The sequence below is a fragment of the Pseudomonas sp. P116 genome, assembly GCF_020149425.1.
Taxonomy (GTDB): Bacteria; Pseudomonadota; Gammaproteobacteria; order Pseudomonadales; family Pseudomonadaceae; genus Aquipseudomonas; species Aquipseudomonas anatoliensis.
Genome location: NZ_JACVHB010000011.1, coordinates 68,891 through 82,463, shown reverse-complemented (window position 1 = coordinate 82,463; position 13,573 = coordinate 68,891). Strand labels below are relative to the sequence as shown.

9 protein-coding genes and 1 riboswitch are annotated in these 13,573 nt (G+C 59.4%); of the genes, 4 read left to right on the top strand and 5 right to left on the bottom strand.

Features of this window, described 5'->3' with window-relative positions:
- Positions 1-1,235 (top strand): calcium-binding protein (locus ICA15_RS28330; RefSeq protein ID WP_210555700.1); only part of this gene is annotated, 1,235 nt, incomplete at its 5' end.
- An 85-nt stretch (positions 1,236-1,320) separates the two neighbouring features.
- On the opposite strand, the gene ICA15_RS28325 is transcribed toward ICA15_RS28330, so the two are convergent.
- From ICA15_RS28325 to ICA15_RS28305, 5 genes are all read right to left on the bottom strand, one after another.
- Positions 1,321-4,053 carry a LuxR C-terminal-related transcriptional regulator gene (locus ICA15_RS28325; protein ID WP_210555699.1) on the bottom strand — a complete coding sequence of 911 codons (2,733 nt, stop codon included), beginning with the start codon at positions 4,051-4,053 and terminating at the stop codon, positions 1,321-1,323.
- Between the two features lie 311 nt (positions 4,054-4,364).
- Positions 4,365-5,729 (bottom strand): DUF1329 domain-containing protein, encoded by a 1,365-nt coding sequence (locus tag ICA15_RS28320; protein ID WP_150605511.1) that lies wholly within the window; start codon positions 5,727-5,729, stop codon positions 4,365-4,367.
- 27 nt (positions 5,730-5,756) lie between these two features.
- Positions 5,757-7,646 (bottom strand): DUF1302 domain-containing protein, encoded by a 1,890-nt coding sequence (locus ICA15_RS28315; protein ID WP_150605510.1) that lies wholly within the window; start codon positions 7,644-7,646, stop codon positions 5,757-5,759.
- Between the two features lie 336 nt (positions 7,647-7,982).
- A complete protein-coding gene (locus ICA15_RS28310; RefSeq protein ID WP_210555698.1) occupies positions 7,983-9,665 on the bottom strand; it encodes a fatty acid--CoA ligase in 1,683 nt (560 codons plus the stop codon).
- Between the two features lie 267 nt (positions 9,666-9,932).
- A complete protein-coding gene (locus ICA15_RS28305) occupies positions 9,933-10,562 on the bottom strand; it encodes a LysE family translocator (RefSeq protein WP_150605508.1) in 630 nt (209 codons plus the stop codon).
- 166 nt (positions 10,563-10,728) lie between these two features.
- On the opposite strand from ICA15_RS28305, the gene ICA15_RS28300 reads away from it, so the two are divergent.
- The 3 genes from ICA15_RS28300 (at position 10,729) to ICA15_RS28290 (ending at position 13,562) form a co-directional block, all read left to right on the top strand.
- Positions 10,729-11,694 carry a 2-hydroxyacid dehydrogenase gene (locus ICA15_RS28300; protein WP_210555697.1) on the top strand — a complete coding sequence of 322 codons (966 nt, stop codon included), beginning with the start codon at positions 10,729-10,731 and terminating at the stop codon, positions 11,692-11,694.
- 32 nt (positions 11,695-11,726) lie between these two features.
- On the top strand, positions 11,727-12,725 hold the full coding sequence (locus ICA15_RS28295; protein ID WP_150605506.1) for a class I SAM-dependent methyltransferase: 999 nt from the start codon (positions 11,727-11,729) through the stop codon (positions 12,723-12,725).
- A 40-nt stretch (positions 12,726-12,765) separates the two neighbouring features.
- Positions 12,766-12,888: riboswitch (yybP-ykoY riboswitch) on the top strand.
- An 89-nt stretch (positions 12,889-12,977) separates the two neighbouring features.
- On the top strand, positions 12,978-13,562 hold the full coding sequence (locus tag ICA15_RS28290; protein ID WP_042561019.1) for a TMEM165/GDT1 family protein: 585 nt from the start codon (positions 12,978-12,980) through the stop codon (positions 13,560-13,562).
- Positions 13,563-13,573: the final 11 nt, after the last annotated feature.

Sequence of the window (13,573 nt, the reverse complement as noted above, 5' to 3'; positions counted from 1 at the left end):
ACCTGGAAAACCTGGTGCTGACCGGCACGGCCATCAACGGTAACGGCAACACACTGAACAACACGCTGACCGGCAACGCCGCAGCCAACACGCTCAACGGCGGCCTCGGCGCTGACACCATGATCGGTGGCGCTGGTGATGACACTTACATCGTGGATAACTACCAGGATGTGGTGATCGAACAGATCGGTGAAGGTCATGACCTGATCAAAACCAGTTCCAGCTACACCCTGTCGGCCAACATCGAGGACCTGACGATGGTTGGCAATGACCACTCGGTGTTGACCGGCAATGCGTTGAACAACGTGATCAGGGGTAATTCCGGCATCAACCATATCGACGGCGGACTAGGTGCCGACACCATGATTGGCGGCGCTGGCAACGACTCCTACAACGTGGACAATATCAATGATGTTGTCATTGAACTCGCCGACGAAGGGATTGATACCGTCAACACCAGTATCGACTACACACTGGCGGATAACGTCGATGATGGCCAGATGATTGGCAACGCCAACCTGAATCTCACTGGTAACGCACTTGATAACGTATTGCGCGGCAACGAAGGCAACAATATTCTCTCGGGCGGGCTCGGTGCTGACCGCATGATTGGTGAGGGCGGCGACGATATCTTCATCGTGGATAACGTCAATGACTTGGTGTTTGAATTTCCCCTCAATGGCGGTCACGACCTTATTCGGACTACTGTCGACTACTTCCTCGCGGAAAACGTCGAAGACGGTACTATGCTCGGCAACGCAGACTTGCGCCTGACAGGCAACAATCTCGATAACGTCCTGACCGGCAACTCCGGCAACAACATACTCATGGGTAATAATGGTACCGACACGCTGTACGGTGCAGAAGGTAACGACACTCTATATGGCGGATCGGGAAATACCACGTTGGTCGGTGGTACCGGGGCCGACACCTTTGCCTTCACCAATATGATCGTGATGGGACTCGAAACAGGCACAGGCCGTTCGCATAACGTCGTTAACGACTTCAACGCGTTGGAAGGGGACAAGATCGATTTCTCCAGTTTCGATATTGATCCGATGGCGCTTGGCTACCAACACCTGACGTTCATTGGCTCAAATGAATTCACCGGAACCGGACAACTGCGCTTTGCGGATCAGGTCCTGTCGGGCAACTTGAGCGAAATCCTAGGGGGTTACTTCGAGGTGCAAATGGTGGGTGTGAACTCTCTCACCGCGAACGACGTATTGGTCTGACCTTTTCGCTCTTGCTGCGAATCGAAATACGCAAATGACAATACCCCGCCAGGGCGGGGTGTTTTTTGTTCGTGCTCTTTATCCCTCAGACCAACACCCCCAACGCCTTGGCCCGCGCCACTGCCTGTGTACGCCGCTCAACCCCTAGCTTGCTGTTGATGTGGCTGGCATGGGTTTTCACCGTGTGCAGCGAAATGAACAACTGCTCGCTGATTTCCTGGTTCGAACAACCTTGCGCGATCAGCCGCAGTACCGCCAGTTCACGACTGCTGAGCTGTTCGGTCGTGCTCGATTCCACCGCCGGACGGGATGTCGCTGGCGGAAAGTGTTGCAGCAGTTGCTGTCCTGCCAGCGTTGGCGACGTCAGCAATTGTCCGCGCAACCAGTCCACGTGTGCTTTGACCAAAGCCTCGAACGGCTGCAGCACGCCCCCCGCCGCTGCCTCCAGCGCCTGACTCAGCGCTTTGCGCGCCTCCGCTTCGCGCCCGTTCGCCAACAGCAACGCAACCTTCTGCGTCAACGCCATCACACTGAGCAACTGGCGCCCGGTTTGCTGGCCGTTTTCGTGCAATACGTTCAAGCGCCCCTCGGCGAGCATCGGTTGCCCCTGAATGACATCGAGCAGTGCCTGTTGCAGTTCGACATGCAAAGGCAGCTGTGGATGAAATTCCGGCGGCGCCGCTGCACGTTCGCCCGTATAAGTCTGGCCCAACCGCGCGAGCCAGGCTTCGGCCAGATCGGTGCGGCCCTGCGCCAGCCACAGTTCACATTTGACCAGGGTGATCATCGCCAGATAGTAGATCGGCGGCACGTCCCAGATGTGCATCAGCCGTTCGGCTTCGGCGAGTTCGGCGAAGGCTTTGGCGAACTCACCGCTGGCGCCATCAAGGCGCGCGATCACGCAGTGACCGATCAACACGCTGATGTCACGACAGGCGCGTGCTTCACTGAGCCCGGCCAATAACCGCACGCGTGCGAGCTGCGGCTGCAAGCGCATCGCCAACAGAAAACCTTCGTACAGCGTCAGGCGCGCGCGCACGGCATACAGGCGCTGCGGGGAAAGTCCGCGCAACCGTTCCAGGCCCTGATGGACTTCATCGAGCGAACGCTGAATTTCACCGCGAGCCTGCAGAACGCGGGCGCGATCGTAATGCGCCAGTGCTTCGAATAACGGATTACCGACGCGTTGCGCCAACTCAAGGGACTCACGATTCAATCCCCGCGCGCGCCACAGATCACCGTCGGCAATCGCCAGGTTGGATAACGTCGACAAGCACATCAACCGCTGGCCGTAGCGCTTTGCCGGCAGGCTTTCGAGCGCTTCGCTGCAATATTTGAGCGTCAACTCGCGATGACCGCGTCCGCGCGCGATGATCCCGCTCAACGCCAGCCATTGCGCCAGCATCGACTTTTGCGCCGTGGCCGATGGCGCCGGCAGAAAGCGGCTCAGATGGCTGGACAATTCTTCGGCCGCGTCGAGCTGACAGGCTAGCCCCAGGGCCCAGCTGTACAGCACGATCAAGCGCGGCGTGCTGATCAGCAAGCTGTCGGGCAAGTCCATTTTCCAGCGCAGCAGCATGCCGACATTTTGCTCGGCCAGCAGTTGCTCCTCCGACAGGTTCTGCACCAGATTCGCCGCCACATCCAGATGGCCGGCACGCAACGCCTGCTCCACCGCCTCGTCGAGCAGACCCTGAGCGTTAAACCAGCGACAGGCGCGCAAATGCAATGTTGCGGTGGGCACCATGGCCTGAGCAACCGGGCGACTGCGCAACAAGTCGGAAAACAAATGGTGATAGCGATACCAGTGCCCGTGCTCATCCAGCGGCACCAGAAACACCTGATGCGCCTGCAGGAAACGCAGGATCTCGGCACTGTCATGGGCTTCGCGGACGGCATCGCACAGTTCGCTGCAAAAGCGCTCCTGCGGTGCCGTGTCGTAGAGAAACGATTGCACTTCGATGGGCAGGCAATCGATGACTTCTTCGAGCAGATAGTCGCGGATCAGCCCTTCCCCGCCATTCAACGCTTGCGGCAACGCTGCTTCACTGCCGGCTTCAGATGCTGCCAGCAGCCAGAAACGCAGTCCGGCGACCCAGCCTTCGCTGCGCTGGATGAGGTTTTCCAACGCTTCGCCGCGCAGTGAAGTGCTGTGGCGATCGAGCAATGTCAGGGCTTCGTCGTGGGTCAGGCGCAAATCCTGCTCGTGCAGTTCCAGCAATTGCCGCGACAGTCGCAAGCGCGCCAGGTGCCAGTCAGGGCGCTGCCGACTGGTGACCATCACCAGCAACCCCTCGGGCAAGTGATTGAGGAAAAACTGCAGGCAACGGTCGAGCACCGGGCCTTGGGCAAGATGGTAATCGTCGAGCACCAGCAACAAGGGTGTCGCCGGATCAAGGTGCTGCGCCAGTTCATCAAGCAAGCCGTCGAGCCATTCTTCGAAGGCAAACGGCTGGTGACGTTGACGCATCTTCAGCAGGCCGAGTGCGCGGCTGCCCAATTGTGGAAAGTAGTCCTGCAGGCCTTCGAGCAAGCGCTCGAGAAAGCGACCGGGGTCGCTGTCCCGTGGGCTCAGGCCCAGCCAGAGACTTTGCCAGTGCACCGGCAGACTTTGGCAAAACTCCACGGCCAGCGAACTCTTGCCGAAGCCTGCGGGGGCGCTGACCAGCAACAGCCGTCCACCGAGTCCTGCTTGCAGGCGCTCGCAAAGGCGTGGTCGCAATACGTGCCCGTCAGGCAGCGGCGGGCGAAAAAAACGCCCGTCCAGTGCCGCGACGGCAACGCTTGCGGGACCCGGAAGTGGGGACAGATCAGTCATGGCCGGCTCTTGTTCGAATTGCTGTTGGCGGCGTTGCAGATGTCCGCAGACTAGCCTTAAACGAACCGGTTATGAAGGTAGCTGCTACAAATGGCTACAAAAAGGCTACAAGGACCTGCACGCCAAATCCTGTAGGAGCTGCCGAAGGCTGCGATCTTTTGACTTGGATGTTGCTGAATCCAAAGCAGGATCAAAAGATCGCAGCCTTCGGCAGCTCCTACACAAAGCGCTGCAAAAATGATCAGCAAAAAAAAAAGCCCCGAACCAGTCGGGGCGTTTTCACGAGGATGCGGCCTCGGGTTTACAGCGGTTTAACGAACACCTTCCTGACGCAGAGCGGCCGGGGTGAAGTCGCTGGTGGTCGCGGTGAAGCCGAAGTCATACGCACTCTTCTCTTCGTTCTTCATGCCCAGCGCCAGGTAGCGGCCGGATTGCAGGTCGTAGAGGGTTTCCAGGGCGTACCACGGCACTTGCTTGTCGTAGTAGTTCTCGGCATGCGCCTCGGCCACACGCCACAGCTGACCACGACCGTCGTAATGGTCGATGACCGCTGCCTGCCAGGTGTCCTCGTCGATGTAGAAGTCACGTTTGGCGTAGATATGGCGCTGACCTTCTTTCAGGGTCGCAACCACGTGCCAGACGCGGCGCAGCTCGTAACGCGCCAGATCCTGGTTGATGTGGCCGGCCTTGATGATGTCGGCGTATTTCAGTTTCGGATCGTCGAGTTTGTAGCTGTCGGAGGCGATGTACATCTCTTTCTTGCCTTCGAGCTTCCAGTCATAGCGATCCGGCGCGCCGTTGAACATATCCAGGTTGTCGGAAGTACGCAGACCGTCCGCCGCAGTACCCGGGCCGTCATAGGACACTTGCGGTGCGCGGCGCACCCGGCGCTGACCGGCGTTGTAGACCCACGCCGAACGTGGCTCTTTAACCTGGTCGAGGGTTTCGTGCACCAGTAGCACACCACCGGCCAGACGTGCCGGCGCGGTCACTTTCTGCTTGAAGTAGAACAGGATGTTGCCAGGGTTCGCCGGATCGTAGTCCTTCATCTTGTCGCGGAACACGAACTGATCCTGGAAGTACACCAGGCTGTACGAACCGTTCGGTTGCGGTGTGGCCTGGGTCACCAGACGCGTCACGCTGCCACCACGATAGCGGGTGATGTGGTTCCAGATGACTTCGACGCCGGTTTTCGGAATCGGGAACGGCACAGCCGTCTCGAAGTTTTCCAGACCGTTGCCGCCCGACACCAACGTGGTGGTGGTGGCGTTTTTCTTGATGGAGGCGAACACCTCATCCGGCACGGTAGCGCCGCGATGCGACGGGTAGACCGGCATCTTGAAGGTTTCCGGGTAGCGCTTGAACATCGCGTACTGGCCCGGCGCAAGTTTGTCCTTGTACTTGTCGACATCCTTGGCAGTGATGGTGAACAGCGGTTGCTCACTGGCGTAAGGGTTGGACAGGAAGCCACGCGCGTCGACCGTGCCGGCATTCTTCGCCAACGGCTTCCAGGCCGGGATAGAACCATCGGCGTTGCCCGCCATTTCTGCGCCCATCGGGGTCAGACTCTTGCCCAGCTTGTCCGCTTCGCCAGCAGGCACTGCGGCCATGACGCCGGTCGCCAGCAGCGACAGACCCAGAACACCCGCGTGGAACAGACTTTTTGTTATTTTCATAAATTCGTTCGTCCTGAAATGCAGTGCTTAGAAGTTCACGCCGAAGCTGAGCGCAACGAAGTCGCGGTCATCCACGGTGGTGTACTTGCCGTCGAAGAAGTTGGTGTAAGCCAGGCTCGCGGTGTAGGTGTTCTGGTACTCGGCATCGACGCCCAGACTGACCGCTTTGCGACCTTCCTCGAAGTTGCCGCCAGGGCCAGGCGAGTAGCCGCTGACGTCATGGGACCAGGCCACGTTCGGCTTGAGGTTCACACCGGCGAAGACGTCGTTGTAATCCCAGATGGCCCGACCGCGATAGCCCCACGACATCGATGTGGTGAAGCCGTCGTTGTCGCAATTGCGGCTGCGGTTGTTCTGCGGTGAACCCGGCCCTGCACCATTGATGGTGCTGGCGTTGAGAATGTTGGCGCAGGTATTGATAGCGCCAGTGGCCGGCAACTCACCCGGACCATAAACCGGATCCCGGCCATAACGCTTGTCGGAACGGCTTTCCAGACCGCCGACGTAGGTCATGCCCGCTTCACCAACGAGGGTCAGACGGCTGGCGCCCATGACCTGATCGAAGAAGTGCGTGAAGGTCGTCTGCAGTTGGGTGATTTCCTTGCGCTCATAGCCGTGCAGGTCCTGACCAGGAACGCCATTGAGCAGAGAAGCGTTGGTCAGTGCGCCGCCCAGCGGACGAACACCGGCGAACAGGATGTCGGTGGAGTTCAGTTGTACCGGAGCATTCGGGCGATAGCTGATTTCACCGCTCCACGCCGTACCGGTAGGCAGGGTGGTGGAGAAGCTCAGGCCGTAGAGGCGAATGTCCTCAGGGTATTCAATAAAGTAATTCGAGTTGCCCGCCACCAGCAGTGGTGCGAGAGCAGCGAACGGCCCAGGCAAAGACGCTGCGGTGTTGTAGACCGACTGTGGCGCACCGGTGGCGCTGAAGATCGGCGCACGGCTGTGGTAGTTCATGAAGTACGCGCCGAACTCGGTATCCAGAGGCTCGAACATGTACTTCAGGGACGCGCCCCACTGACCGCTGTCACGGGCATCGCGGTCCGGACCACGGCGCACCAGAACGCCTTCCTGATTGACATCGACGCCGTTGGCGGCCAACGGCCCCAGTGCAACGGCCGGAATAGTCGAACGCTTGTTCAGCACGCGCAGGTTGTCGTTGCAACCGTCGGCGACAATGTCCGGCTGCGAGAAGAAAGTGCCGCAGTTATCGACAACGGTCTGGTCCCATTCGAGCTGGTAGAAGGCTTCGGCCGACAGGTTGTCGGTCAGGCTCTGAGACACGTAGAACATGTTGACCGGGATCAGGCCTTCCTTGATCTCGGCACCTGGACGGCGGAAAGCAGACACGTCGATCGGGTTGATCGAGTTGATGCCGCCACCGATGAAGGTACTTTCACCCCAGCTCACCACCTGCTTGCCCAGACGCACCGAGCCCGGCTGATCGGCGATGGCGTAGTTGTGGTAGACGAAGGCGTCGAGGATCTGCCCACCGGAGGACTTGGCGCCTTCCTTGCGGTTGTTGTCACTGATGTCCTTGAACTGACGGCTTTCATCCTTGAGTTCGAAGTCGTACCAGTATTTGCCACGGACGAACACGCCGGTGTCGCCATATTTCAATTCAAGGTCATGAATGCCCTTGAAGATCTTCGAAAAGGTTTCGCCGCTCTTGAAGTTGGCGTGGCCATCGTCAGAAGTCTGCGACAGACCGTGACCGCCATTGTTGACGCCGATGAGGTTCTTGTTCGGGCTCTGGGTAGACCAACTTGCGCCGATCGACAGGGATGAATCGAACTGACCTTCGATTTCACCAACGTTGAAACTGACGCCGAATGCAGGCCCGGCGAGCGAGGAAGCAAGACTGACTGCCAGAGGCAGTTTCGCCCGGCGCCAGAACTGGTTTACTGAGGTCATCGACGCTACTCCATGTGCATTATTGTTATGGCAGTGAGTACTTTTAAAAACGTCTGGAGGACCGGATGCCAAAGGCTGTCCGACGTCACTCCAAAGATGCATCGCCCCGTTTTGTGCGTGTGCCACGTTCTTAAAAATCCTTGAGTGGACTATAGCCAGCAGGTTGTAGAGCTTGATCCCTCTAAAGTGTGATTTGCAGCTGCCGACCACTCTGGAACAGTCCTTTCGCCAGTCCGACAGGTGTCGGCATGGCAAGGATGGCTGAAATTTTCGATTTCACAAGGCAAGCGCTTGCTTGGCGGGTCTGGCGCGCCGTTTTCGGCGCGCCAGCAGACACTAAAGTGTCGAGAGGAAGGTACTGTTATTGGCCTGCCATTCAGTGATGTCGAGGCGGATGCGCTTCTTGTCGAGCTTGCCGACGCTGGTCTTGGGAATTTCGGTAACAAGGGCGATCTGGCTTGGAATCGCCCACTTGCTCAGGTGCCCCAACTCCACGAATGGCTTGAGGTGTTCCTTGAGCTCGCGCGCCCCGATTTCGTGCCCTTCGCGGATCACCAGCAAGGCAAACGGGCGCTCGCCCCACTGCGGATCGGCGATGCCCACCACTGCTACTTCGCGTACCGCGACGTGACGGCTGATCAGGTCTTCGAGGTCCAGCGAGGAAATCCATTCGCCGCCGGTCTTGATCACGTCCTTGATCCGGTCACGGATGTCGATCACGCCCATGCTGTCGAGCGTCGCGACGTCGCCGGTGTGCAGCCAGCCGCCGGCCCACAGTTCGGCGCCTTTTTGCGGTTCGTTGAAATAACCTTCGGTCAGCCACGGCGCACGCAGCACCAGCTCGCCCTGGGTTTCGCCATCGGCCGGGAGGAAGTTGCCTTCGGCATCAACGATTGCGGCTTCTACCAGCGGCCCCGGCACACCGGCCTTGATTCGATAAGTGGTGCGTTCGTCCTCGGTGCCGGCCATCAGCTCATCGTTGAGGTGCGCGCACGATACCAATGGCCCGGTCTCGGACATGCCATAAGCGGCAGTCAGTTGAATGCCGCGAGCCTTGGCGGTTTCATACAAGGTGCGGTTGAGTGCGCTGCCGCCAATGACGATTTTCCAGCCGCCGAAATCGGTGTCCTGCGCACTTTTGGCGTTGAGCAGCATTTGCAGGATGGTCGGCACGCAATGAGAGAACGTGACTTTCTCTTTGCGCCACAGCTCCACCAGAAACTCCGGATCGTAGCGCCCCGGATAAACCTGTTTGAGCCCGAGCATGGTCGCCACGTAAGGCAGGCCCCACGCGTGTACATGGAACATCGGCGTGATCGGCATATAGACGTCGTTGGTGCCGAGCAGGCGCACGCTGTCGATGGAGCCCATGATCGTCGACACGCCCATGGTGTGCAGCACCAGTTGCCGATGGGTGAAGTACACGCCTTTCGGGTTGCCGGTGGTACCGGTTGTATAGAACGTGGTGGCGACCGAGTTTTCGTCGAAGTCCTCAAAGTTGTACTGCGGGCTGGCGGCGGCCAGCAGTTGCTCGTACTCGCCCACCAGGTTCGGCAGCTCGGCGGTTTTTTCCGGCAGATCGGTCAGCAGCAGGGTTTTCTCGACCGTGGTCAGGTGCGGCGCGATCGCCTGGTACAAGCCGACGAACTCGCTGTTGACCAGCACAAAGCGGTCCTCGGCGTGGTTCATGGTGTAGAGGATCTGTTCCGGTGACAGGCGCACGTTGATGGTGTGGATCACCGCGCCGATCATCGGAACGGCAAACATGCATTCCAGGTAACGGTGACTGTCCCAGTCCATCACCGCCACGGTGTCACCGGCCTTGACGCCGGCAGCCGTCAACACGTTGGCCAGCCGCGCCACGCGTTCGATCAGGGTCGGGTAGCTGTAGCGCAACTGGTCACGGTAGATGATCTCGCGGGTTTTCTCGTAACGGGCACCGGACATCAGCAGCCGCTTGATCAGCAATGGATACTGGTAGGCCCCATCGGCTGGGGGAATGACGCGAGTCTGCAACATAAGAATCCCTTTTCTGACGGCTCGGTGTTGGCGTAGAGATTTGTACTCTAAAACCCTTATACGCCAGCCAAATCAGCCAAAGGAATGATTTGCAGAGCCGTACAAATGCTAGCTTTGCGCCAGCATTTGCCGATTCGAGGGAAGTGGAAGGTAACAACTGTAGGAGCTGCCGAAGGCTGCGATCTTTTGATCTAGTCTCTCAAAAACAGATCAAAAGATCGCAGCCTTCGGCAGCTCCTACATGGGGAGTCGGCCAGGGCCAGCCGATCAATGCATTTCGGTGAACGCGATTTTCACACCGAGGGCGATCAGCACCGCGCCCATGGTGCGATCGAACCAGTGGCCCATGCGGGCGAAACCGGCACGTACGCGTTGCTGACTGAACAGCATGGCCACCAGGCAGAACCAGAAAGCGGTCGCGACGGCGAGGTAAACGCCGTAACCGGCCTGCACCGCCAGCGGCGTGTGCGGGTTGATCACCACGGTGAACAACGACAGGAAGAACAGCGTGGCTTTCGGGTTGAGGCCGTTAGTCACGAAACCTGACGTGAAGGCGCCGCGCGCAGTGCGAATACCCGCTTCCTTGTGCAGGTCATCGGTGACTGTTTTTGCCGGTTGCGCACGCAAGGCCTTGAAGCCGATGTACAGCAGGTACGCCGCAGCCGCCCATTTCAGTGCGTTGAACAGCACAATCGACTGCGACACGATCAAACCGATGCCCAGCAGCGAATAGCCCACATGCAGGAAAATCGCCGTGCCCACACCCAGCGCCGTCCAGGTGCCGGCGCGTCTTCCGTGGGTGACGCTCTCGCGCACGACCACGGCAAAGTCCGGGCCGGGGCTGGCGACGGCCAGCAGGTGGATCAGCGCAACGGTCAAGAACTCGGTCCAGTACATGGGGGCTCCTTTTTAATGGTTAAAAATTATTCTCAAGCGAACTCAACCCTGTGGCGAGGGGATTTATCCCCTCGCCACAGGGAGTAGTGCCTTTACGTAACGATTTGTTTCATCTGGTAGGCTCGGCAGATTACGCCTTCCGTTCACAGCACAAAAGGTACAGTTGATGACGAACCCGCGCCGCGCCGTATTCCTTGATCATCCCTCACTGGATCTTGGCGATCTCGACCTCAGCCCGTTGCGCGCCTGCTTCAGCGACTTGCAATTGTTCGCTCAGACCTTGCCTGAACAGGTTGCCGAACGCCTGCAAGGTGCCACCGTGGCGATCAGCAACAAGATCCTGATCGACGCCGCCGCCATGGCCGCCAACCCTGACCTCAAACTGATCCTGATCACCGCCACTGGCACCAACAACGTCGATCTGGTGGCCGCTCGCGCCCACGGCATCACGGTGTGCAACTGTCAGGGTTACGGCACGCCATCGGTGGCGCAACACACGATCATGCTGTTGCTCAACCTCGCCACCCGCCTGGCCGATTATCAAAAAGCCGTCGGCGAAGGCCGCTGGCAGCAGGCGAAACAGTTCTGCCTGCTCGACTACCCGATTGTCGAACTGCAAGGCAAAACCCTCGGCTTGCTCGGTCATGGCGAACTCGGCAGCGCCGTCGCGCGACTGGCCGAAGCGTTTGGCATGCGCGTATTGCTCGGGCAGATCCCAGGGCGCCCTGCCCGAGCGGATCGTTTGCCGCTGGATCAACTGCTCCCGCAGATCGACGTCCTGACCTTGCACTGCCCGCTCAACGAACACACACGCCACTTCATCGGCGCCCGCGAACTGGCCTCGATGAAACCCGGCGCGTTCGTGGTCAACACCGCCCGCGGCGGGCTGATCGATGAACAGGCACTGGCCGATGCTTTGCGCGCCGGTCATCTGGGCGGCGCCGCCACTGACGTGCTGAGTGTCGAGCCGCCCACCCAAGGCAATCCGCTGCTGGCCGCCGACATTCCGCGTCTGATCGTCACGCCACACAACGCCTGGGGCAGCCGCGAGGCGCGGCAGCGCATCGTCGGTCAATTGACCGAAAACGCCGAGGCGTTCTTCAGCGGTAAGGCGCTGCGGGTCGTCAGTTGATAGACTGCGGCACTTTTTTTTGAGGAGCAGATATGGATCCGCGCAGTGAAGTACTGCTTCGTCAGCCCGAGTTATTCCAGGGTTCGCTGTTGTTGGCCGGTTTGCCTGCCGACGATTTGCTCGGGCGCCTGCCCAACGCGTTTGGCTGGTGCTGGCATGCTGGCGACCAAAACGCCCTGGAGGCGCGCTTCGAAGGGCGTAGCCATTTCGGCGTGAACATTCCAGAGCGCGAGTTCGACAGCGCCGTGGTGTTCCTGCCCAAGTCCAAGGACTTGACCGACTACATCCTCAACGCCGTGGCCGCGCGCCTCGCCGGGCGCGAAGTTTTTCTGGTCGGGGAGAAACGCAGCGGCATCGAAGGCGCTTCCAAGCAGCTCAACCCGTTCGGCAAGCCGCGCAAGCTCGACAGCGCGCGGCACTGCCAGCTCTGGCAAGTCACGGTAGCCAATGCCCCTGAAGTGAAGTCACTGGAAAGCCTGGCGCAAACCTATGAATTGCCGCTGGCCGAAGGTCCGCTGAAAGTCATCAGCCTGCCGGGCGTGTTCAGCCATGGTCGACTGGATCGCGGCAGCGCCCTGCTGCTCGATCATCTGGACAAACTGCCGAGCGGCCATCTGCTGGATTTCGGCTGTGGCGCTGGAGTGCTGGGCGCTGCGGTAAAACGTCGCTACCCGCACAACCAGGTCACTTTGCTCGACGTCGACGCGTTTGCCGCCGCCAGCAGCCGTCTGACCCTTGCCGCCAACGGGCTGGAGGCTGAAGTGCTGACCGGTGACGGTATCGATGCTGCACCGATGGGTCTGAGCGCGATTCTGAGCAATCCGCCGTTCCATGTCGGCGTCCATACCGATTATTTCGCAACCGAGAACTTGCTGCGAAAAGCAGCCAAACATCTGAAAAACGGTGGCGAACTTCGCTTGGTTGCCAATAGCTTCCTGAAGTATCAGCCGCTGATTGAAGAGCACCTCGGGATCTGTGCGATCAAGGCCGAGGGGAACGGTTTCCGGATTTACCGGGCCAAGCGCGGCTGAAAATTTGTTCTTGCTCTATCGGATTTGCGAAGGCAGAATCCGCTCCGTCCTAGGGGAGTAGTCTCCCACGAGCACCAAGCTCGTCCGGCATACGTCAACATACTTGATCCTCAGATCATGGCGTATGCGACCCAAGCGTCCGCATCAGACGGATTGCAGGGTTTGACAAGACCTATGACACGCACACCTTACCCGGGGCGGGAAGGCTGTACGTGTCATAGCCGTGTCGACCCGCCCCTTAGGAAAATCCTGATGCTGGACTCGTTACTCGTTCCCACCGCAATCGTTGCCTTGGCCGAAATCGGCGACAAGACGCAACTGCTCGCGCTGATTCTGGCCGCACGCTTTCGCAAACCCTGGCCAATCATTGCCGGCATCGTCGCTGCGACCCTGGCCAACCACGCAGCAGCCGGGGCGGTTGGTGCCTGGTTTGGCAGCTTCTTCTCCGACTCCGTGTTGCACTGGATTCTCGCCGCAAGCTTCGCCGCCACTGCGCTGTGGACATTGGTCCCGGACAAAATGGATGACGATGAAGCCAGCACCGCGCGCAAGTTCGGGCCGTTCCTCACTACGCTTATCGCGTTCTTTCTTGCCGAGATGGGCGACAAAACCCAGGTCGCAACGGTGATGCTCGCCGCGCAATATCCGGAGTTGTGGCTGGTGATTATCGGCACCACGTTGGGCATGCTGATTGCCAACGTGCCGGTTGTACTGGCGGGTAATTTTGCCGCGGACAAACTGCCGCTGACCTTGATCCGACGCCTGGCGGCCTCGGCATTCCTGATTCTGGCGCTCGTTGCGGTGTACAAGGCGATGCAAAGCAGCGGCTGGGTTTAACACCCCTGACT

Bases quoted from the DNA above. Each gene is read 5' to 3' on its own strand.
- ICA15_RS28290 (WP_042561019.1), top strand. From the start codon at position 12,978: ATGCTGGACTCGTTACTCGTTCCCACCGCAATCGTTGCCTTGGCCGAA.
- ICA15_RS28310 (WP_210555698.1), bottom strand. From the start codon at position 9,665: ATGTTGCAGACTCGCGTCATTCCCCCAGCCGATGGGGCCTACCAGTAT.
- ICA15_RS28295 (WP_150605506.1), top strand. From the start codon at position 11,727: ATGGATCCGCGCAGTGAAGTACTGCTTCGTCAGCCCGAGTTATTCCAG.
- ICA15_RS28320 (WP_150605511.1), bottom strand. From the start codon at position 5,729: ATGAAAATAACAAAAAGTCTGTTCCACGCGGGTGTTCTGGGTCTGTCG.
- ICA15_RS28300 (WP_210555697.1), top strand. From the start codon at position 10,729: ATGACGAACCCGCGCCGCGCCGTATTCCTTGATCATCCCTCACTGGAT.
- ICA15_RS28325 (WP_210555699.1), bottom strand. From the start codon at position 4,053: ATGACTGATCTGTCCCCACTTCCGGGTCCCGCAAGCGTTGCCGTCGCG.
- ICA15_RS28315 (WP_150605510.1), bottom strand. From the start codon at position 7,646: ATGACCTCAGTAAACCAGTTCTGGCGCCGGGCGAAACTGCCTCTGGCA.
- ICA15_RS28305 (WP_150605508.1), bottom strand. From the start codon at position 10,562: ATGTACTGGACCGAGTTCTTGACCGTTGCGCTGATCCACCTGCTGGCC.